The organism is Mesorhizobium sp. M2E.F.Ca.ET.219.01.1.1, assembly GCF_004016445.2.
Taxonomy (GTDB): Bacteria; Pseudomonadota; Alphaproteobacteria; order Rhizobiales; family Rhizobiaceae; genus Mesorhizobium.
The window spans coordinates 33,875-55,123 of sequence record NZ_SADT02000012.1 but is presented as its reverse complement, the minus strand read 5'-3'; the positions used below and the strand labels follow the sequence as shown (position 1 = coordinate 55,123).

General features: G+C 59.9%; 18 protein-coding genes. 11 read left to right on the top strand and 7 right to left on the bottom strand.

Going from position 1 to position 21,249, the window contains the following annotated elements; all coding sequences use genetic code 11:
- Nucleotides 1–141: 141 nt before the first annotated feature.
- Nucleotides 142–606 carry a hypothetical protein gene (locus EN862_RS34015; protein WP_127868818.1) on the top strand — a complete coding sequence of 155 codons (465 nt, stop codon included), beginning with the start codon at nt 142–144 and terminating at the stop codon, nt 604–606.
- A gap of 669 nt (nt 607–1,275) precedes the next feature.
- Here EN862_RS34015 and EN862_RS34010 read toward each other — a convergent pair.
- Nucleotides 1,276–1,494 (bottom strand): hypothetical protein, encoded by a 219-nt coding sequence (locus tag EN862_RS34010; RefSeq protein ID WP_189402004.1) that lies wholly within the window; start codon nt 1,492–1,494, stop codon nt 1,276–1,278.
- Nucleotides 1,495–2,822: 1,328 nt separating this feature from the next.
- Between EN862_RS34010 and EN862_RS34000 the strand changes: the two genes are divergently transcribed.
- From EN862_RS34000 to EN862_RS33980, 5 genes are all read left to right on the top strand, one after another.
- The gene (locus EN862_RS34000) at nt 2,823–3,269 is read left to right on the top strand and encodes a DUF2231 domain-containing protein (protein ID WP_127868816.1); all 447 of its coding nucleotides are present in this window, start codon (nt 2,823–2,825) and stop codon (nt 3,267–3,269) included.
- 239 nt (nt 3,270–3,508) lie between these two features.
- A complete protein-coding gene (locus tag EN862_RS37595; RefSeq protein WP_348632104.1) occupies nt 3,509–3,739 on the top strand; it encodes an SOS response-associated peptidase family protein in 231 nt (76 codons plus the stop codon).
- Between the two features lie 326 nt (nt 3,740–4,065).
- Complete coding sequence (locus tag EN862_RS33990) at nt 4,066–4,752, top strand: ferritin-like domain-containing protein (RefSeq protein WP_127868815.1); 687 nt, start codon at nt 4,066–4,068, stop codon at nt 4,750–4,752.
- A gap of 73 nt (nt 4,753–4,825) precedes the next feature.
- A complete protein-coding gene (locus EN862_RS33985) occupies nt 4,826–6,346 on the top strand; it encodes an FAD-dependent oxidoreductase (protein ID WP_127868814.1) in 1,521 nt (506 codons plus the stop codon).
- Nucleotides 6,347–6,826: 480 nt separating this feature from the next.
- Nucleotides 6,827–8,143 (top strand): acyltransferase, encoded by a 1,317-nt coding sequence (locus tag EN862_RS33980; RefSeq protein ID WP_348632103.1) that lies wholly within the window; start codon nt 6,827–6,829, stop codon nt 8,141–8,143.
- A gap of 63 nt (nt 8,144–8,206) precedes the next feature.
- On the opposite strand, the gene EN862_RS33975 is transcribed toward EN862_RS33980, so the two are convergent.
- The 3 genes from EN862_RS33975 to EN862_RS33965 all read right to left on the bottom strand — a co-directional run bounded on the left by EN862_RS33975 (nt 8,207) and on the right by EN862_RS33965 (nt 10,271).
- Nucleotides 8,207–9,304 (bottom strand): acyltransferase, encoded by a 1,098-nt coding sequence (locus tag EN862_RS33975; protein WP_127868813.1) that lies wholly within the window; start codon nt 9,302–9,304, stop codon nt 8,207–8,209.
- A gap of 193 nt (nt 9,305–9,497) precedes the next feature.
- Complete coding sequence (locus EN862_RS33970) at nt 9,498–9,815, bottom strand: YMGG-like glycine zipper-containing protein (RefSeq protein WP_127868812.1); 318 nt, start codon at nt 9,813–9,815, stop codon at nt 9,498–9,500.
- A gap of 195 nt (nt 9,816–10,010) precedes the next feature.
- Nucleotides 10,011–10,271: a type II toxin-antitoxin system HicB family antitoxin gene (locus EN862_RS33965; RefSeq protein WP_127868811.1), complete on the bottom strand. Its 261-nt coding sequence runs from the start codon at nt 10,269–10,271 to the stop codon at nt 10,011–10,013.
- A gap of 65 nt (nt 10,272–10,336) precedes the next feature.
- Between EN862_RS33965 and EN862_RS33960 the strand changes: the two genes are divergently transcribed.
- Both EN862_RS33960 and EN862_RS33955 read left to right on the top strand, forming a co-directional pair.
- Complete coding sequence (locus EN862_RS33960; protein ID WP_127868810.1) at nt 10,337–11,902, top strand: recombinase family protein; 1,566 nt, start codon at nt 10,337–10,339, stop codon at nt 11,900–11,902.
- A complete protein-coding gene (locus tag EN862_RS33955; protein WP_245519809.1) occupies nt 11,899–12,738 on the top strand; it encodes a plasmid partitioning protein RepB C-terminal domain-containing protein in 840 nt (279 codons plus the stop codon). The genes EN862_RS33960 and EN862_RS33955 overlap by 4 nt, the downstream gene beginning before the upstream one ends.
- A gap of 242 nt (nt 12,739–12,980) precedes the next feature.
- On the opposite strand, the gene xth is transcribed toward EN862_RS33955, so the two are convergent.
- A complete protein-coding gene (gene xth, locus EN862_RS33950) occupies nt 12,981–13,751 on the bottom strand; it encodes an exodeoxyribonuclease III (protein ID WP_127868809.1) in 771 nt (256 codons plus the stop codon).
- A gap of 213 nt (nt 13,752–13,964) precedes the next feature.
- Between xth and EN862_RS33945 the strand changes: the two genes are divergently transcribed.
- Nucleotides 13,965–14,519 carry a hypothetical protein gene (locus EN862_RS33945; RefSeq protein WP_245519808.1) on the top strand — a complete coding sequence of 185 codons (555 nt, stop codon included), beginning with the start codon at nt 13,965–13,967 and terminating at the stop codon, nt 14,517–14,519.
- 15 nt (nt 14,520–14,534) lie between these two features.
- Here the strand turns inward: EN862_RS33945 and EN862_RS33940 are convergent, their stop codons facing one another.
- The gene (locus EN862_RS33940) at nt 14,535–16,052 is read right to left on the bottom strand and encodes a PAS domain S-box protein (RefSeq protein WP_127868807.1); all 1,518 of its coding nucleotides are present in this window, start codon (nt 16,050–16,052) and stop codon (nt 14,535–14,537) included.
- A 293-nt stretch (nt 16,053–16,345) separates the two neighbouring features.
- Nucleotides 16,346–16,486, bottom strand: a complete 141-nt coding sequence (locus EN862_RS36415; RefSeq protein ID WP_189402002.1) for a hypothetical protein — start codon at nt 16,484–16,486, stop codon at nt 16,346–16,348.
- A gap of 1,300 nt (nt 16,487–17,786) precedes the next feature.
- Here EN862_RS36415 and ltrA (EN862_RS33930) point away from each other — a divergent pair.
- Both ltrA (EN862_RS33930) and ltrA (EN862_RS33920) read left to right on the top strand, forming a co-directional pair.
- Nucleotides 17,787–19,262: a group II intron reverse transcriptase/maturase gene (ltrA, locus tag EN862_RS33930; protein WP_135913278.1), complete on the top strand. Its 1,476-nt coding sequence runs from the start codon at nt 17,787–17,789 to the stop codon at nt 19,260–19,262.
- 437 nt (nt 19,263–19,699) lie between these two features.
- Nucleotides 19,700–21,175 carry a group II intron reverse transcriptase/maturase gene (gene ltrA / locus EN862_RS33920; protein ID WP_127868825.1) on the top strand — a complete coding sequence of 492 codons (1,476 nt, stop codon included), beginning with the start codon at nt 19,700–19,702 and terminating at the stop codon, nt 21,173–21,175.
- Nucleotides 21,176–21,249 lie beyond the last annotated feature (74 nt).

Below are 21,249 nucleotides of genomic sequence, written 5' to 3'. Positions count from 1 at the left end.
AAATTAGAGCAGGCACAATTTCAAATTTTCTCGCCAATGGAACTTACCGACGGGCTCCCGGTTCGCCTGCATAGGGACGACCGAGGCCCATTCCACCTGTGCATAACTGCAGGCAGAGCGCCTCGCTAACAGGAGACGGCCATGAAACATCAGACACTTGAACAACTGCATGAGGTCGCGCAAGTCGAAATATCCTTTCCGGCTATGACACGGCGTGAGCGTTTGGAACATTGGGCCACGCTGCTCGAGCGAAATCCCGAGCGGTGCCTCGCAGCCTTCCCCGGCACGGAATACATGACCTTGGATGTGCGCAACAAAGCCCAGTCCTTTGGCTCCGCGCTCGGCATCGCTTTCGCCGATCCAATGTTGCGCGCGCAAGGACTGAAGAGCGAGACTTATGGCGAAGCCAAGCGTTTCTTCGAGCTTACAGATTGGCAGTTGCACGCTATCGTTTGCCATTGCCACGTTGGGGGGACGATGAAAGCCGGATGGGCAGCCGTTCAAGTCCGGTCCGCCATCGACAAAGAAGGCAAGTTTTTCACCAGGTTGCGTGAAGCGATTTCTCACTGGGCGCTCTTCCGCATTTTAAATCATGCGAGGGAGTAACGCGCCCGCGTGAGCCCATGCCGTCAGGCACCATTTGGATCTGATGCGCTGACTTGTGACACAATGGGCGGCGCTTGCGAATTTGTCGCCCGTTTTCTATCTCCGCTCGCCAGCATCGGCCGATACTGTAGTAGGCGAGGCTTCTCGTGTCCTGCCCGACATCGATGCCTTGGGAACGGCGGCTCACGCGGTCGGTCGTTGTTCATTCAGCGGTGACCGCTCTGCTGGACCCGGGTGAGCCCCTGGAGTGTTCCCGCTTCGCCAAAGTTGCGTCAACTGCTGACACAGTCAGCTGCTCCAGGCTACGCGTTTCGCGGCAGGAGCGCATGAGTTTCCAACTTGGCCTGCACTGCTCATCGTCGCGGTTCTGAGTGATTGAATCAAAAAGACCATGAGGAAGAGTCGGGTCGGCAGTGGTTGCTCACGGCCTATGCTGCCCAGTGTATTGTTCCTCACAAGGAATGACTTGGGACCGCATTCGAAAAAGCCCGCCACCGAAGCTGCCGGGCAAGGGGGAATAAAGCAAGAAGAACGAGCATCTTCGGTCCGCAGTCGCATTCCCTCAACCGCTTCCAGCGGTGGTCGACCAGTTAAAAATTCAGGATGCCTGAACCACTTGAGTGAGCCTGGAAACAAAGTTGACCTTCAGGAGATTTACCGGGCGAGGGGTCATGATTTGATGCTTGCGGGCGGCTCTGGCGTGCTATTGAACGAAAGCCGCTCCACGGTTGCAACAATCGCAACTGACAGTGCCCCGGCCTCGTCGAGCAGCGTTGGGCCATAGTGCCCCTTCACCTGCTCCTCGCTCTTCAGCACGCCGGGCGGGCAATACTCCTCGATCGTCGCTCGGATCATGCGCAACGCTGCACGGCACTCCGTGATTTCCATCGTCTCCACGACGAACAAACATTCGATTTAGCTAAAATGTTCCTTTGCACTCTGGAACCGTTGCCGCCGTTACCGCCCTCTCGGGGCTGCCCGACGTGCCGAGCTGCTCAACCGGTTGGGACCAGACGATTCCCCCTTCATTCGGATCTCCTGAAGAGGCATTTATTGTCGTGAATGCCGTAGCCCGCAAGGGCTCGGGCCGAGATTCAAGCCGGCGGCGAACGTGAGCGCCATTGCATGGCCTCAGCTAGGCTCAGCGCCAGGCGACGCACAGTAAAACCTAGCCGGGCGAGGCGTCCAACCAAACCCTCGAACCCGACGAGTTGTTGCCATATCTACCAATCGCTATTCGCTTTCACTGTGGCCGCGAAACTACAGCGCCGCCGGCGGTGCTGACCTATGAAATTCTCGTGCGGGGATCCTGGGTCAGGTGGACCATCTAGGAAAGGGGCGCACACGGTTTGAGGGAAGATAGCCCGTCGGCTCCGGCCGGCGGGCTTTCTTTTCTTGACAACCGACAACAGGGTCGCCCAACTTGAGGTGGTTTGAGGGATCAGCCGTTAAGGGAGGGACCTCATTGCCGATTTACCAAAGAGCCAAAGAGGCTGGCATCTTCAGTTCCTCAGAAGTTGCGCTGGTCGCGTGTTCGACAAATTGAAGGACCAACCCCAATCCATCGAGCGGCGAGAGGCCCTCGCATCTCGCTTTCTGGCAAATTACCTAGCAGGGATCAGGGACGAGGCCGAGCTTCTAGCATTATCCAAATTGCCGCTCGGCCGCTAGACCGGAGCTCCAGGGTGGGCCGGGCGGGAATTCAGCGATTATCTACAGTTCCGGAACAACCGGGGACAGGTGCAGCCGATGAAGTCCCTGCAGCCGCGAATGGAGCAAATCGACAACTTGAGCGGGTGGTAATCCATCGCTGCCACGTCTCCAGCTCGACGCCCCTCTCGACGACGATCCATGGTTACACGCAGGTGTTCGGGCTGTCATCGCTGGGAGCGAAAGATCGGGAGGGCACGCAAGTGGCGTCGCATTATTTGTTTTTGAACTGTCGTGCACAAGCAATGCCAGCTGTTCCGAATTACCCGCTTCGCTGCATCAAACTTGATCCGAGACACCGAGCAGAACCGGGCGTTACCTGAAATGTTCCTCATCTCTGTTCGCCTTGCTCTTTGAGGTCAACCTCTGGCCAACACGTACTAGCTGAAGCGTCGCGGTCGGGCTGGCATCACCCTACAAGGCCCGCGGCACGCTTAAGGTCGACGGCTCCTCGAGACCCACGGAACAATCGTGCATCTACACGGTTTGTTGATGGGAGGTCTGGCATGACTCACAATCCGCGCAGCACCGCCAGCATAGGCGGCCACCCAATCCACCCGATGCTGGTGCCCTTTCCAATCGCCTTCTTTGTGTCCACCTTCGCTTGCGACTTGATATTCTGGAGGACCGCCAATCCCGCTTGGGTAACTGCCTCGCTTTGGCTCCTGGGAGCGGGGCTGATCATGGCGGCCCTGGCGGCACTCGTTGGCTTGACTGATGTCATGGGCGATGACCAGCTTCGCAATCTGCGGGATGCATGGCTTCACGCCGGCGGCAACGTGATCGTTGTGCTGGTCGAACTCTACAACTGGTATTCGCGCTACTCGAACGGCGACGCTGCCGTTATCCCGGTTGGACTCATGTTGTCGCTGGTTGTCGTTCTCATCCTGGTGTTCACCGGATGGAAGGGCTGGGGAATGGTTTATCGACATCATGTCGGCGTCTCAGATTGAGGTCGCGATGAGGCCGAAATATCCTGGTCGAGCCGCCATCCATCAGGATTCCATGTGCAACGATTAAGAGCAGCACATCGCGTGAGCGGATTATTGCCGGACGATGGCCGAATAGGCGCTTAGGATCCCGACTCACCAAACCGAACTTGATCTTCCTCAAGACGACGATATCCGCATCAACGACCCGGCGCCGATCATGCGTGCAGCTGGCGATGCGGTGGAACTGGCGTCAATGACGTTTGGTTTCCACCAGTTGGCTTGAGGGGTGGACCGGCCTTCAACTTTCGCTCAGGCCGTTCGCCGACAGTAACCGCTGCCTTGTTCCGGCTTTGGCCTTCTTCGAATTCACGGGCACGAAATACAATAAGGCGAAACACCGCTTCACACTAAATGATGGTGCGTTCATGGCGATTGCCGGGCTATGGCGTGAAGTGGCCCGGCAACAAGCCGACCCACCTTCACCATGTTGACCACAGATCCGGGGCCGGATGTCGCGCCGTACGTAATCGGCGAGTGGTTGTTCTTCAGCCCGAAAAATGGTCCGCTTGGCTCGTTCTCTTGGAGCCAGAGACCGAGCTGCTGCGCCCCTTACCCGCTGGATCGTTGTCGGTTGAACTGTACGCCCTGAGCGGGCTTGAGGTCGTGATCCGCGGGCTTTGGATTGAGGCACCCACATGCAATTTCGACGACAGCTTTCCTCACCAGAGGCCAAGGAACATTCCTCCTTTCATGTTGTTAGGAAGTCGGCCCGCTACCCAGGGTCCAAAATTGACGCCGACGGGCTTTGGAGGAAGCCATGTTCAGTGCAGCATTTCAGCTTTTTCTCTCCCGTCGCCACGCCTTGCAGTTGGGCATCGGAGCGGCCTTGGCATCTACCTTGGCGCCGGTCACGGCGGCCCACGCAGACGATGACATAAAAGAAGAAGACATTTTTCGCTTTGCCTTCAACCTGGAATATATGGAGGCCGAATACTATCTTCGCGGCATCACAGGAAAAGGCATCGAAAAGCCGGACGTCGGTTCCAAGCCCGGCGACGTGGTAGGCGGGAAGAAGGTTACCTTCGAGACGCCCGCGCTTGGTCTCGGCGGCATGCTGTTCGAGGATGTTGGTGTCACCGCCTACGCCGGCGCGGCTACCGTTCTGAAGAACAAGGAATTCCTGGCAGCCGCCGCTGGCATTCTCGCGGTCGAAGCCTATCACATGGGTATGGCGAGGGCTTCGCTCTATCGCATGGGCGAGAAAGCCTGGAAGGCGGCGAATGCGATTTGCGGCGCACGCGACAAGATCGACGGGCCCGGTGACAAAGCTCAGGGCATATACGTCGACGGTAAGGCCAACTTCATTCCTTCCACGCCGGATGCCATTGGCTTCACAAGAACGCCGCAGGAGGTACTGCGCATTGTTTATCGGACCGATCAATCGGGTGTGAGCAAGGGTGGCTTTTACCCAAACGGGATGAACGGGGCGCTCAAAAGCACCTAGCGTTGATGAAGGAGCCGGTCACGATCACCCACGACCCTCAATGCGATCCCGTGTCGTGAGGACGGAGCAGGTTATGAACGTCAGCAGCGAAGCGACAAGGTCTTTTTGGTTGCTCGACTCCAACTTGCCTAGTGCTCCTCGCCTCGAGCAGGACGAGGATTGCGACGTGGCCGTCATCGGAGCCGGCATTGCCGGTGTTTCCGTTGCCTATGAACTGGCCTTGGCAGGGCGCAAGGTGGTGCTTGTGGATCGCGGCCCCTTACTCGGCGGCATGACATCCCGCACGACCGCCCATTTGGCGCCCATCTGCGACGACGGTTTGAGCGCTCTGGTCAAGATGCGTGGCGAGGCCCTCGCGCGCGGATTTCAGGAAAGCCAGCAAGCCGCTGTCGACTGTATCGAACAGCATGTCGGCAGGCTGGAGATCGACTGCGACTTCCGGCGTCTGGACGGCTTCCTTTTCCCCGCCGCTTGGATGGAGGAGAGAGAGGCCGCCAGAGAATGCAACAAGGAATATGCCGCCGCAGCAAAGATCGGCGTCGAGGTTGAGCATGGTAAGGGTGTACCGCTCAAGGGCCACGAATCGGCGCCCATACTGCGCTATCCGAACCAGGCCACTTTCCATCCGCTGAAATATCTTCGCGCGCTGCTGGCCGATTTCCAGAAGCGAGGCGGCAAGGTATTCGCCGACAGCGCCGTCGTCGAAATCGAGGAGGGGAAGCAGATTCGCCTGAAATGCGATGGCGGCTCCACCATCATCGCATCGAACGCGGTGTTTGCCACCAACTCGCCGATCAACACCTGGGTAAAGATCCATAGCAAGATGGCGCCTTACCGCACCTATGCGATGGCTTTCGACATCGAAAGGGGAATTCTTCCGGACGCCCTCTATTGGGACATGGACGATCCCTATTATTATGTCCGACTCAATCCCGGCCCCGGCGGGACCGACTGTCTCATTGCCGGCGGCCGCGATCACAAATCGGGCGAAGCCGATGACGGCGAGGCTCGGTTTACTGCGCTCGAAGCCTGGATCAGGGCATTGGTGCCCGATCTCGGTAGAGAAAGAGCGAGATGGTCGGGTCAGGTTCTCGATACGATCGACTATTGCGGCTTCATAGGCCGCAGCCCCGGCAAAGGCAACGTCTTCATCGCCACTGGCGACTCCGGACAGGGCATGACGCACGGCGCGTTGGCCGGTCTGCTGATCCGCGATTTGATCGTGGAAGGATCGAACCCTTGGGAAGCCGTGTACGCCCCGGATCGGACGCCGCCCGCAGCCTTTGCACAATACGTCAATGAGAACCTCACGACAGTGAAAAACCTTGCCGGCTATTTGCTGCCCGGCGAGATCAAATCGGCCGACGATCTCAAGCCTGGTGAAGGCGGCATCCTTCAGGACGGTTTGAGCAAGTTCGCCGTGTGCCGCGACCGCGACGGCAAGCTCCACCGGCATTCGGCCAGTTGCACCCATCTCGGCTGCATCGTGCACTGGAACTCGACCGAGCAATGCTGGGATTGCCCCTGCCACGGCTCCCAGTTCGCCCCGGACGGAGCTGTCTTAAACGGGCCGGCGATCCGACACTTAGGTTAGCCAATGCACATGCGACGGCCGCTGCAAAAGGCGGTTTTGAAGCGCGGGCGAAAGCCGGTGTCCTGAAGTACACGACCGGGATCCTCCTGGCTGTAGGTCTGACGGCCGACTGCGGATGTACATGCGGCGACGGAGGATGCCCGGGCCTTGGTGCAAGGCGTCCACCCCTTCCGCTGCTCTGGCGTTACAGCCAAGTTCGTGAATTCCAGGTTCCGGTCGTCTCGGCCGGCGCCGCGGCAGGCGGGCTCCGGGGTTCCTGTGTACCCGACTGCGCTGGATCTCGGCACGAGCCGCGCAGCGGAATCCAACAACGGGGCCGGGGGGATGTTCCATTAGATGATGCTGATTCTAGGCGAGGTCGAACTCGACTGCCATGCTGGCCTGTTGGCGGAGAACTTGTGACTTCTCAAAGAGCCACAACTTGTCTCGATAGCCAAGGCGACCTCGAAGCGTTGAACGTCAGTTCGATCAAGGCCTTCCGTGGCCCCCAACTCGCTCCCTGGTTTTCGGCCAAACAATGCCCCGAAAAAAATGGTTCCGGTGCAAGAAGGTGGGGGTTCTCAGCGCCTTCGGCACATATCGCGGGTTGACATTCGGGGCTCTCTCGCCATGCTGCAATGCAGCATGAACAGTAGCCTTACCGAGTCATCGCGCATCGAATGCCTGGACGGCCTTCGCGCCACCGCGGCATTGTGGGTGCTGGTAGGGCACTGCCTGCTTCTGACCGGCTGGCATCTTCCGGTGCTTGGAGATCCCGCGCTTGGCGTCGATCTCTTCATCATGCTTTCCGGGTTCCTGATGGTGTTTCACTATCAACTACGCCAGGACAAGGAGCCCTGGCAGAGGCCCGAAACCTGGCTCAAATTCTGGACGCGGCGTTACTTCCGCATCGCGCCGCTGTTCTACGTCATGCTGTTCTTCGGGCTGGCGCTCGGCCCGTATGTTTATGAGTCGCGGACAGTCATCGACGCCTTCGTGGGTCGTGTGCCGCAGGCGCCCGAGCGCTACCTCGACAGCAGCCTGAAGAACATTGTCGCCCATCTGACATTCCTGTTCGGCCTTTCCCCGAACCTCGCCTACCGGACACCTTTGCCAGACTGGAGCCTCGGGCTGGAAATGCAGTTCTATGCGGTGTTCCCGGCGCTCATGCTTCTCGTGCGCCGTTTCGGATGGCTCCGGAGCGCGATGGTCGTGGCGGCGCTCGGGGCCCTGGTGGTGGCTATCCTGAAGTCAATGTCGGTCCATTTCCCGATGCCGTCTTTCCTGCCGCTGAAGATCCAGGTTTTCCTGTGCGGCATGCTTCTGGCGGGTGTTCTGGGGCAGAGCCAACCGCGGCCGCTGCTGCATCTCGCCCTGGCGATGGCGCTGGCAGCCATCCCCTTCGGCGATGGTCACGGCCTTTCGAAGTTCCTGATACGCGAGGCGCTGGTGCTCGGGTTCTTTGCCCTCGTGCTCTATCGAACGCTGCCCGGCGCGGCTGGCGTCTTGGCGCGAAAAGTCGCCGTCGCATTGGGCGGCGGCATCTTTCATGTGCTGGGCGAACTGTCCTACAGCATCTATCTGATCCATCTTCTCATTCTGCAGCCCGTGGCGGCCTTTGTCATTGCCCGTTATGGCGACAGCCTCGGCGCGCCGCTGCGCTTCGCCATCGTTCTGGCGATCGTGCTGCCGGTGGTTTGTCTTCTGTCCTTCGTGACCTACAGGCTCATCGAGATGCCCGGCCAGCAACTCGGCCGCGTGGTGTTGCGCCGGTTCGCCCGTAAGAAGCCGGTGCTTGAGCCAAGTCCCGCCGAGTAGCATCAGCAACGCTGCACATCGCCGGGCAGCCTCATAGTCCGATCACCGCTGCGGCAGGAGCGGCTAGAACTGCGTCACCTCCTCGCGTGCGCGCCGCAGTGAAAGCAGGTGCCGCAGCACCGCCCGAACGTTCGTGTCGTAGACATAATGCGCGAAGGCTGCGACAGCGATGACGAGGACGGATGTTCCCACGACGAATGGCAGGCCGTGCTGGTTCCACACCGTTCCGGTGAGGGATTCGTCCAGGATGTTGACGATCCTGATCAGCGGCGTGTGAAGCGCATAGATGGCGTAGGAGATATTGCCTGAGAACAGGGCAAACGCGCGCCAAAAGCCCGATAGCCGCAAGCGGGAAGCCGTGAGAACAAGCCAGGGCCAGACCAGCACGATGATCGCCAAATCGTACAATTGCGCATTTGAGGCAGGCCGGAAGATCATCAGTCCCGCGCAAAGCGCCAGCAGGACCGGCAAGTAAAGATTGCCATTTCGGGTGTCGCCGGTCGCATATCGCCGCAGATAAACGCCGAGGAAAAAGGAGAAGGTGATCCGGGCGGGAGCCGCGATCGTGCCGTCCCAATGAGCGCCGCCGCCTAGGCTGAAGCCCTGCCAAGCCAACAGGGCCAGCGCGAGGAAGCCAAGGCCGAAGATCCCAGGCAGCGAGCGGCGGCCAAGCTTCAGGGCCAGCGCGGCGAAAACCGCGTTGGCGACCAGTTCATAGAAAAGCGACCATGCCGGGCCATTCAGTGGAAAAAGCACGTCTGGACCGACGGAGAGCGACGGCGGCGTGGGCAGAAAAAGCAGGGAAAAACCGAGGCTCGCAAGCAAATTCAGCCGCGAATAGGAGCCTAGGCCCTGCGTTGCGACGACAGCGCCCACGCCGACCATGAAGACTCCAATGGCTGCGAAATATAGCGGGTAAAGCCTGATGATCCGGGCCTCGGCGAATTGCCAGAAAGACATGCCCGTCCGGAATTTTTCGTCATAGGCGTGGGCAATGACGAAGCCGCTCAGCAGGAAAAACAGGTCGACGGCAAGAAAGCCCGACGGCGCCAGGTCAAGATGCTGCGCCGTAAGCTCGCTGAAATGACCAAGCATCACCAGAACGGCAGCGATGCCTCGCAAGCCGTGCAAGGCGTCGAAGTGGGTTGTCTCAGGTTTCAAACCGCTCTCCGGTTATCCCGAACCCGCCAACGTCGCCCAAAAATATCTACGCATTAATTGCTGCGTCGCACAAGAACCTTTTGCGGTGCACGCTTGCGGTATGCATCCACCACGGTTCTCGCCCGCCGGAACAGGAGGGCTCCTTCTCCCCGCAACGAGGTCTGCCAACGGGGAGAAGGAAGAACCGGCACGATCAATATTGGCCGCGGTAGTACCGGTCATCGCACGGCGCGGTGTAGATGCGGCCGTAGCGGTCCTGGTAGCGGCAGAGTTGGCCGCGCGGCTCGGTCGGCGTGGTCGCGCTGCCGACGACGGCGCCGAGCAGAGCGCCGCTGGCCGCGCCAATCACCGTGCTCTTGGTGTTGCCGCCGATCGCCTGGCCGACCAGCGCGCCGCCGGCGCCGCCGATCAGCGCGCCGGTGGTGGCCCGCTGCTGGCCTTCGGTCTGCGTTTCGCAGCCGGCAAGTGCCGCGGTCATCAGCACCGCCAGAATAGCCTTCTTGATGATCATCACTAGAACTCCTCTGAAGCCCCAGGGAAATGACAACAGGTTGAAAACAGGGGCGATTTCGCCCAAGTGCGGGCGCATTGCGGCGGAACGGCGGCGGAGTTCGCTCACGAAGTGAATCAAGGTTTCCCGGCAGTTGAACGCCATGGTTGCCAAACGGGAAAGTTGGCTCGCCAACGGTAAACAGCTGTCCCCCGTTCAGTTGATCTTCAGCGGCACCAAAATTGCAGACCAAACGGGATGCGCCGGATCCGCCCTGATTTGCTCGAGCTTGGTAGGGAGCGGAACAGCCTTGCCGTCTTTGATCATCCCTTCCACGTGGAACGCCAGGGCCTCCTCGGCCAGGTCGCGCGCCTCGTCGACAGTTGCGCCGGCGGTCACTACGCCGGGAAAGTCGGGAAAGGACACGCCGAAATGGCTGCCGGCCTCTTTGTGGATCAGTCCGACGTATTGGTGCATCGCTTGCTCTTGCCGCACGACAATTGACCGCTAGGTTTAAAGCACCCCTACAACGGGGCAAGGCAATGGACAAGTTTGCAGCGGCCGGCAAACCTCCCCAAGAGAGGCGCAAAGTTCGCGCCGCCCAATACTTACGCATGTCCACGGAGCACCAGACCTATTCCCTCGATAACCAAAGGGATGCGATCCGGAGCTATGCCGATATCATGGGCTACGACATCGTCGCCACTTACGAGGATGCCGGTCGCAGTGGCCTCATGTTGGAAGGGCGCCCCGGCCTGCAAAGTCTGCTTGCCGATGTGGAGAGCAGGCGCGCCGATTTCGAAACCATCGTTGTCTATGACGTCAGTCGCTGGGGACGCTTTCAGAACATAGATGAAAGCGCGTCCTACGAGTATCGTTGCCATCTGGCCGGCGTGCGTATCGAATTCTGCGCCGAGCAGTTCTTGAACGACGGCAGCATCGGGGCCGATGTGCTCAAGGCCATCAAACGAAGCATGGCGGCCGAGCACAGCCGCATGCTCTCGCAAAAGACCTTCATCGGCCAGGCCAGGCTGATCCGGTTGGGGTTCCGACAGGGCGGCAAGCCGGGGCTCGGCTTGAGGCGCCAAGTTCTCGACCGTACGGGACGTCGCAAGTTTATTCTCTCCGAGCGCGAGCAAAAGAGCGTGCACACCGACAGAACGATCTTGGTGCCCGGGCCGCCTGAAGAGGTTGCAACGGTTCGCTGGATCTTCCGTCAGTTCGTCAAAACGCACATGACAGAGCTCGATATGGCAAGGCTCCTGAACAAGCGCGGCGTGCTGACCGACCTTGGGCGACCATGGAAGCGGGAAACCGTGCGCGGAGTCCTGACCAATGAGAAATACGTTGGCACCAACGTCTGGAACAGGCGCTCCCGCAAGCTGAAAACAAAAGCAGTTGGCAATCCTCCTGAACAGTGGGTGCGGGCAGAAGGCGTATTTGAGCCCATTGTCGACCGCAATCTGTTCGATCGGGCACAAGTCATTCACAGAGCGCTATATGCGCATCTGAAGGTGACCAACGAAGAGATGCTGGTGGCGCTGAAAAAGGTCCTGGCCCGCGAAGGCGCCTTGTCCAGTACCATTATCAACGCTGCGCCGGATTGCCCCGCAGCTAGCCAGTATCATTATCGCTTTGGAAGCGTCCTGAAGGCCTACGAATTGATTGGATATCAGCCGCCAAAGAACTGGCAATTTATTACATCGAGAGAGCGATTGGCCTCGGTGCGTGCACAAGCCATAGCTGACCTGTTGGACGCGATTGAAAGGACCGGCGGAAAGGCGACCTACCACAGAGGGGCCGACCTGTTGCGGGTCAACGACGAGTTCACGGTTGCGGTCGAAATCGCGCGCTGCCGCGCTTCCGACCACGGATACCCTTTCTGGTCCATGGACACCCAACGCCAGTCGGTGGCCGACATTTTCGTCCTGATCAGGATGCGCCCGGGTGATCTGGTCATCCGGGACTACCTCATTGCCCCCGCTTCTGAAATCGTCGGCAAATCGCAATTGGCCGCGAACAATGGAGCGCAGCTGGACACCTACCTCTTTTCCACGCTCGACCCGCTCGTCAAGCTGTCAGCGCGAGCAAGTGCGGAACCCCTATGATGCGGCCGAAGCGTCGTTTGACCCGCGAAGCTGCCTACCAGGCTTTGCACGGGAGCGCCCAGAGACACGCCCGCGAAATTGTTGCCGATCAACCTGGGTCGAAGGAAAAGCTGTTCGCGCCAAAATTGCGGCCGGCCTACAAGGCGGCCTGTGGCCGCAAGCGCGATTTCATACGAGCAACAGAGGAAGTGGAACGTTGCCTTGCCCGTCTGGCCGAAGCGCTTCGCGTGATAATGAATGACAAAGAGTTTCTCTCGTTGCTCATGTCCGAGGGGTTGGCCACCATCCCAAACTGCCTGGTGCAGAGGTTACACAACGACCCGAAGCTAGAGACGGCGACATCAAAGCATGCCGGCATGTCGCCTGCAGGCGCGGGCCAGCAACCTGTCAGTGGTATTTGCCCGGACGTTCTCGCTTTCCTCCAGGACTGCTTTGTGAAGGTGAAGATCTTCGGTTTGCTGCGGCATGTGCTCCCGGCCAGGCAAATGGAAATTGCCCGACTTATGGTCGCCATGGAGCGGGTCACGTTCACGTACGCAAAGATCCTTGTCGCCTTTACGCCGCGCCCGCTCCTGGCCGAGGGTTTCGATCCGACGACGATAGCAAACGTGTCTGAAGGTCAACTGAGCGCAATGACGCCAGAACTTGGGGGGCTAAGCAGTGAGTTTCTTGGAGCCGTGGAACGGCGTGGGTCTGTAAGCTTGGAACTGGTGGCAGCTAGCCGCTATTTCGAGCGTCTGATGGATAATTCCAAGGTGGTGCGCTACCTAGCACACAACTTCCCAGACCAATTTGAAGCGTTTCACAGCTTGTCGACGCCGAGCCCAATTAGGTAGGCTCGATGCTCACTCGTATCGCCAGATTACCCGCTTCTCCCATCGGATCTGGACCAGGCCTGTATCCGATCGTGTGCGCCTGTTCTCCGGTTGGATGGAATAGCTCGGCATCCATCCACTCGCGGCTGCCACGTTTCGGGCACCGAACCTTTTCCCGAACCTCGTCAAATGGTGCTCTGGCGCGCCCGAAAAGATCCGGCCGAAAGCGCAAGCACCTTGTGGTGTGAGATCCGTGAATGAGCTCAACCTACCTCGATCCAGGCGGGTGCGTGATCGCTGGGCTTTTCCCACCCACGGGTCTCGACATCGACACCTGCGGTCAGAATGCTCTTCGCGACCGACGGGCTTACCAGCAGATGGTCCATCCGTAGGCCGGAGCTTCGGTCGTAGCCGCCGCGATAGGAAAAGTTCCAGTAGGTGTAGATGCCCTTGCCCGGATGGATCTGGCGCATCGCATCCACCCAACCAAGGCTCAGCATGCGGGCATAGGCGTTCCTGCTTTCGGGGAAGAAGACGGCATCGCCCAACCAACGCCGAGGGACCACAGCATCTATCTCAGTGGGCACGACGTTGTAATCACCACAAAGCACGGCCCGCTCGCCCAGCAGAGATTTGCTGTAGTCGATGAGACGGTCGAACCAGCGGAGCTTGTAATCGAACTTGGGGCCGGGAGCCGGGTTGCCATTGGGTAGGTAGATGCAGCCGACGACCAGACCGTCAATCGCCGCCTCGAGATAGCGGCTGTGCGTGTCATCGGGGTCACCCGGCAAGCCACGACGGCGTTCGACTGGGTGCGCTCCACGCGCGAGGACTGCCACGCCATTGTAGGATTTCTGGCCGTGCCAGATTGCGCCGAAGCCGGCGTCTCGAATTGCCTCGATCGGAAATTTATCGTCCGACGTTTTTAGTTCCTGTAGGCAGACCACGTCGTAGTCAGTCTCGCCAAGCCACTTCAGCAGCACCGGCAGTCGGCCGTTCACACCGTTGACGTTGAAGGTCGCGATCCGGGGCACGATTTCTCCCTGCGTGGCTTGCCTGCGCTTGCAACGCGATGGCAGCCAGGCGGGTTCAACTATTATGGCACCAGGCGGGATTCGCGGACAATTTCACCTTGAAGCGAACGCGATCGGAGTGCCCTTTAGAGATATGCCCGCCAGCCGAAAGAAAGAGTTGGGAAGATAGTGGCTGAGTGGCCGCTGTCTCCGACGGCGACCCTCGGATCGTCCATGCGGGCGAGGGGCATTTTCCTCGAGATCCGCGCTCGCTTGCCTGCGCAGCTTCGGAAACTCCTCCACATCGAATCCCGGGTGCTCACCTTGCGCCTGCCGGAGGACTCGGATGCCGATGTTGAAGCGGCAGCGGCCATCGTGTCCAAAGCCATGCGCAACATCGAGGATCTGCCGGTCATCCCGCGTGAGGTCGAGGATATCTTGACGATCTCGTCCGGCGAACGGCATCGCTGGCTGAAGGATGGTCGGCTACAGAGCGCGGGGACCAGAACGGTCAAGCTTCGCGGCCGGGCCAGGAAGATCACCTTTCACGTTTTCGATCCGCGCCACATCGAGGATGTGCACGACCGCGACCTGGTCGCCATCTGGCGCGAAGAGGACGCCGTGTCGGCCGCCGAGGCCCGCCGGCGAGCCGCCGCAAAGGCGGCAATCAAGCGTGCCCAGAAGAGGGTGCGTGAGGGTCCCCATTCAGCCAGACATGGCCGAGACGAAAGCTCGGAGCCCAAACTGCGAGGTTGGGAAGATTTTGAGAGCGATGGGCTGCTGCGCTGACAAGCGGCTCGGGCGTCAGGGCGAGAATCTTTCACTATCGATCGTGATCTCAAGGACAATTCCGGCGGCGTTCCAATCTCGCACGACTCCGCCAAGCTCACTCGCCGCGGCGCGGATCAAGCGGCTCCCGAAGCCTTCGTCTTCGGTAGCGACCGGAGATGGTCCTCCTGTCTCTCTCCACTGGACGGTCACCTTGTCGTCCCTCTTGGAGCAGGCGATCTCTATCGAGCCGGCGGCAGCCGAGAGGCTGCCATGTTTGGCAGCGTTGGTAGCGAATTCGTGTAGGAGGAGAGAAAGCGGCGTGATCATCGCTGAAGGCACCGGCATATCGATGCCACTGATCGCGAAGCGGGGGTGCTCGCCAGTTCCCTGGCGGTATGGCTCGAGGATTGCGGCGATCAATGCATGTAGGCTCGTCGCGGCCTGAACTGAGTGGCCGGTCGCGGGGAGCATCGTCAGCGCATGCGCCCGTGCGAGGGCGCCGAGGCGGTCGGAAACGGTGGAGGCGAGCGCGGCCGGAGTTTCAGCGGCTGGCGCGCTCAAACTGACGATTGTTTTTGCGATGGCAAACAGGTTCTTCACGCGGTGGTCCATCTCGCGAAGCAGCAGCTCCCGCTGCTCCTGCGCGCGCAGCCGCTCGGAAATGTCACGGCCGATCTTGGAGACACCGATAATTGCGCCAGACGCGTCCGCGATCGGGGATGCGGTCAAGGAGATGGGAATGCTGCTGCCATCCTTGCGCAGGCGAACGGTCTCGAAATGCCCGACATGCTCTCCATTGCGAATGCGAGCCAGAATCTCGCGCTCCTCGTTCTGGCGATCGGGCGGTATCAGCGACATGAGCGGACGTCCGATCATTTCCTCGCGGCCGTAGCCGTAGAGACGCTCGGCGCCGCTGTTCCAGTCCGTGACGATGCCATCCATATCGGTCGCGAGAATGGCATCATCCGAGGATTCGACGAGCGCGCTCAGTCGCGTCGCACTGGTTTCCGCCCGCTCCCCTTCGATCGCAAACCCGAGCTGACGGGCAATAGTCAGCGCAAGTTCGCGTTCACGATCGGGGAAGCGATGGCGGGCTGGATAGTAAACCATGAACTTGCCGATGAGCTCGCGGGAGCTGGCAAGCGGGATAAATGCCAGCGCTTCGATTCCCTCGCCAAGGACCGTGTCGATGATCTGCCGGGATTCACCGCTGAGACGAATATCCTCGACAAAGATTGGCTCGGCGTCGTGCTCATTGCAGGTCCACGGTGTGTGACCGTTGACAGCCCTGCGATAGTCCTCGGAGAGTGAGCGCCAAGCGACGAAGCTCATGACGCCGTGGCTGTCAAATCTCAGGATCGAGGCGCGCGACGAACCGAGGGCGTCGCATATGGCGTCCAGCGCCGCATCGTAGATCTCGTCAAGGCCGTTGGCCCGGTAAAGTCGGTCGGTGAGACGAAAGAGGACGGCTTGCTCGCGGAGAATCTCGCCGTCGGCTGGCTCACGCTGGCCTCGCCCAATGCCCGCATTACTCACGGTCCCGTGCTGCATGGCTCTGTCCCACGGACGCCTCTATTAAAGTTCGGCCATCCTAGACCAAATAGCACCGCGTCCAGGGTTCGGGCCCTTGGACCGCAGACCCCGACCAACCAAACAATATGCGCCTTGCGCCGTTTCGCAATAGGGACTTGGGGTCGTGACGTTGATTAGGACCGTCAGTCCTTATCGCTGCTTGGTTCTTGCGGACGGACGACATCTCACGAGACATACCCCGTGACGATACGGGTCCAAGAGGCTGGGAAGATTTCGAATGACGGGCTCTTGCGCTGCTGCGACCCGGACTGTCAGCCCTTCGGGGGGCCGCAGCGTCCCTTCAGCACGGCGATCTCGGTCTCGTGGTCGCCGCCGGACATCGACGCGACCGGCACGCCGATGAGGAAGACGCCAAGCGCGTCGCCGTTCGAACGTAGCGTGGCCGCTCGCAACTCCCTCAGTCAATGGCGCGGCAGCAGCTCGGTTGAACGCGCCGCGTGAAATGGTTGGAGCACACATCCGAACCGCGCCGCTTATAACCGCCGAATACGGTCAGCGTCTGGAGCCGTCGGACGAGGCGCGCTGATGCTACGACGGGGATGCGCTGAGGCAAGTGTGCCGCTTCGTCTCCTGCCTGGGACCGTCCACGCGATCTCGGCGCCGTCGGCTTAAGTGAAAGTCTTCGTTTAGCCCTTGGTGCTCGGCGCCGGCGGCTTCGGTGTCCCGTCGAAAGAAAGTCGCTCGACCGTGGCGACAATGGCCACTGCCAGCGCCTCGGCTTCTCCAGCAACGTTGGGCCGTAATGGCCGATGACTCATCCATCAGTCAGAGCTGATGGAACTGAAACACCCCCTGTGCTTATTGCCGCAAGACTTAACATTTGAGGGGCGCCCCGCCGCACGGGATGCGTTAATTCCTGCTCGACCCTGGCGGGGCCGAGACCAACCTTCAACTTCGCCAGCTGGCTCCGGCCTGCGGGTTTTTTGTAGTTGGAATTTTTGTCAGGTGGCAGTTGGGAAGCGCGACGCACTCCTTTGGCTCGAGTTGCAAGCGTCGTGTCGGGCTGGCTTTCCCGACAAGAGCCCGCGGCCCCATCTATCTCGGCTGCGGACCCTTTCAGGTTTCAGGCGGGATCTTCGCCCCTCGGTCAGCCATGAACTGAGGAATCTGCGTTCATCAGCTGCGACGAGGTTTTGTTGCTCGGGGCCCCAAAATCGGCATGTTCAGATGTCTCCGTCGGCATCCAGAGCTTTGGTTTTGCGACGCATCCGGCGATCTCATAGGGAACCAGACTGCGTTCGGGATCGGTCGGATCGAACCAGAGTTGCTGGAATCGCACCGGTCGCCACAAGTGGCGCCCTTCGCCGGGGGCTGTCGGTCCCGCATCCGAGCGCCGGAGAAACCGGCAAGGAATAGAATGGTGAAAGTCCATTTCAGTGAAGGAGTAGCAATCCACATTGGCTCCGAGCCGTGCGCCGACGCCCGCGAGGTCGTTGGTGAAGCGTCGGTAGGAGAAAGCACAGGCCAGCCATTGAGCCGCGTAAGGGACCTAATCTCGAGTGCCGACGGCGTGGATGCTCCGGAAGGCAACATGGTAGGGCGCGTTATTGCGAGTGCCCGACCAACTCGGCGTGGTCGTAGAACCTGGCATGTGCGGAAATTCCTTGTTCGGGAACCGGGAGATCTCACGATTGACCAAGGCGGGAACACCTTCCGTGGTCCGTAGCGGGAAAGCGAAAGCATGAGCCGATGATGAACGATCGTGAGAAGTCAGACGTTGCCGTAGTAGCTATGAAGCTGACGAACAAGGCCGGGAAACCGGCTGCGGAGTCGGTGGAGCCAAGGGCAGCGACCAAGGGAAATGCGGATCAGCAAACCACGCGCCGGGCACAGGACCGGGAAAGCGTGTCACATGCGCTGGAACGCATACGGCAAGTCGCAAGACTTAGGAAGCAGGAGAGGTTCACCAGCCTCTTTCACCATCTCAATCTCGAAACGTTGAGGACGGCATTCTACGCTCTACGGCGTGATGCAGCCCCCGGCGTGGACGGGCTGACATGGCGAGCCTACGAAGCGGACCTTGATCACCTGATCGAGAATCTGTGCGACAGGCTCCAAAGAGGTGCATACCGGGCAAGCCCCGCACGGCGGCAATACATACCAAAGCCGGACGGACGCCAGCGCCCGCTCGCAATCGCCGCCCTTGAGGATAAAATTGTCCAAAGAGCGACGGTCGCGGTGCTCAACGCGATCTTCGAGGAAGACTTCCTCGGGTTCTCGTATGGTTTCCGGCCCGGACGTGGCCAGCACGATGCGCTGGACGCACTCGCGGTCGGGATCGAAAAGCGAAAGGTGAACTTCATACTGGACGCTGATATCCAGCAGTTCTTCGACCGGATCAGTCAGGAATGGCTGGTCAGGTTCCTGAACCATCGGATCGGCGACCAGCGTATCATCCGTCTCATCCAGAAATGGCTGAAGGCGGGCGTTCTGGAAGAAGGGATCGTCACGACGTCTGAACAGGGAACGGGTCAGGGATCGGTGGCTTCGCCACTGCTCGCGAACCTCTACCTGCACTACGTCTTCGACCTTTGGGCCAACCGCTGGCGACAGCGGTCAGCCACGGGCAACATGATCATCGTGCGCTACGCGGACGACATCGTGGTGGGCTTCGAACGAGAAGCTGACGCGCACCGTTTCCAGATCGAGATGCAAGAACGGTTGGAGAAGTTCTCTCTGTCATTGCACCCTGAGAAAACGCGCCTGCTGATGTTTGGCCGCTACGCGGCCAGTCGGCGACAGGAACGTGGTCTCGGAAAACCGGAAACCTTCAACTTTCTCGGCTTTACCCATATCTGCGGCAAATCTCTGCGGGGAGAATTCATGCTTCTGCGGAAGTCCCGCCGCGACCGTATGAGGGCGAAGCTCCGAGAGATCAAGGACCGGCTGCGATGGTTGAGAAACCAGCCAATTCGCGAACAAGCGAAATGGCTCAGGCAGGTCGTCCGCGGATACTATGAGTATCACGCGGTGCCCGCCAACCTGCGATCACTTCAGGCATTTCGGGAGCATGTCATCTTCCTCTGGAAGCTGGCTCTGAGACACCGTGGCCAGATGGACACGACGTCGACGTCCCGAGTGGAAAAGCTCGCAGCGCAATGGCTTCCGAAACCAAGAATCCTGCATCCCTGGCCGGCTATCCGCTTCGCCGTCAAACACCCAAGGTAGGAGCCGTATGCGGGAATTCTGCACGTACGGATCTGTGCGGGGGGCGCTCAGCAATGAGCGTCCCTACCGCGATGAGCGCCGGAGAAACCGGCAAGGAATAGAATGGTGAAAGTCCATTTCAGTGAAGGAGTAGCAATCCACATTGGCTCCGAGCCGTGCGCCGACGCCCGCGAGGTCGTTGGTGAAGCGTCGGTAGGAGAAAGCACAGGCCAGCCATTGAGCCGCGTAAGGGACCTAATCTCGAGTGCCGACGGCGTGGATGCTCCGGAAGGCAACATGGTAGGGCGCGTTATTGCGAGTGCCCGACCAACTCGGCGTGGTCGTAGAACCTGGCATGTGCGGAAATTCCTTGTTCGGGAACCGGGAGATCTCACGATTGACCAAGGCGGGAACACCTTCCTTGGTCCGTATCGGGAAAGCGAAAGCATGAGCCGATGATGAACGATCGTGAGAAGTCAGACGTTGCCGTAGTAGCTATGAAGCTGACGAACAAGGCCGGGAAACCGGCTGCGGAGTCGGTGGAGCCAAGGGCAGCGACCAAGGGAAATGCGGATCAGCAAACCACGCGCCGGGCACAGGACCGGGAAAGCGTGTCACATGCGCTGGAACGCATACGGCAAGTCGCAAGACTTAGGAAGCAGGAGAGGTTCACCAGCCTCTTTCACCATCTCAATCTCGAAACGTTGAGGACGGCATTCTACGCTCTACGGCGTGATGCAGCCCCCGGCGTGGACGGGCTGACATGGCGAGCCTACGAAGCGGACCTTGATCACCTGATCGAGAATCTGTGCGACAGGCTCCAAAGAGGTGCATACCGGGCAAGCCCCGCACGGCGGCAATACATACCAAAGCCGGACGGACGCCAGCGCCCGCTCGCAATCGCCGCCCTTGAGGATAAAATTGTCCAAAGAGCGACGGTCGCGGTGCTCAACGCGATCTTCGAGGAAGACTTCCTCGGGTTCTCGTATGGTTTCCGGCCCGGACGTGGCCAGCACGATGCGCTGGACGCACTCGCGGTCGGGATCGAAAAGCGAAAGGTGAACTTCATACTGGACGCTGATATCCAGCAGTTCTTCGACCGGATCAGTCAGGAATGGCTGGTCAGGTTCCTGAACCATCGGATCGGCGACCAGCGTATCATCCGTCTCATCCAGAAATGGCTGAAGGCGGGCGTTCTGGAAGAAGGGATCGTCACGACGTCTGAACAGGGAACGGGTCAGGGATCGGTGGCTTCGCCACTGCTCGCGAACCTCTACCTGCACTACGTCTTCGACCTTTGGGCCAACCGCTGGCGACAGCGGTCAGCCACGGGCAACATGATCATCGTGCGCTACGCGGACGACATCGTGGTGGGCTTCGAACGAGAAGCTGACGCGCACCGTTTCCAGATCGAGATGCAAGAACGGTTGGAGAAGTTCTCTCTGTCATTGCACCCTGAGAAAACGCGCCTGCTGATGTTTGGCCGCTACGCGGCCAGTCGGCGACAGGAACGTGGTCTCGGAAAACCGGAAACCTTCGACTTTCTCGGCTTTACCCATATCTGCGGCAAATCTCTGCGGGGAGAATTCATGCTTCTGCGGAAGTCCCGCCGCGACCGTATGAGGGCGAAGCTCCGAGAGATCAAGGACCGGCTGCGATGGTTGAGAAACCAGCCAATTCGCGAACAAGCGAAATGGCTCAGGCAGGTCGTCCGCGGATACTATGAGTATCACGCGGTGCCCGCCAACCTGCGATCACTTCAGGCATTTCGGGAGCATGTCATCTTCCTCTGGAAGCTGGCTCTGAGACACCGTGGCCAGATGGACACGACGTCGACGTCCCGAGTGGAAAAGCTCGCAGCGCAATGGCTTCCGAAACCAAGAATCCTGCATCCCTGGCCGGCTATCCGCTTCGCCGTCAAACACCCAAGGTAGGAGCCGTATGCGGGAATTCTGCACGTACGGATCTGTGCGGGGGGCGCTCAGCAATGAGCGTCCCTACCGCGATC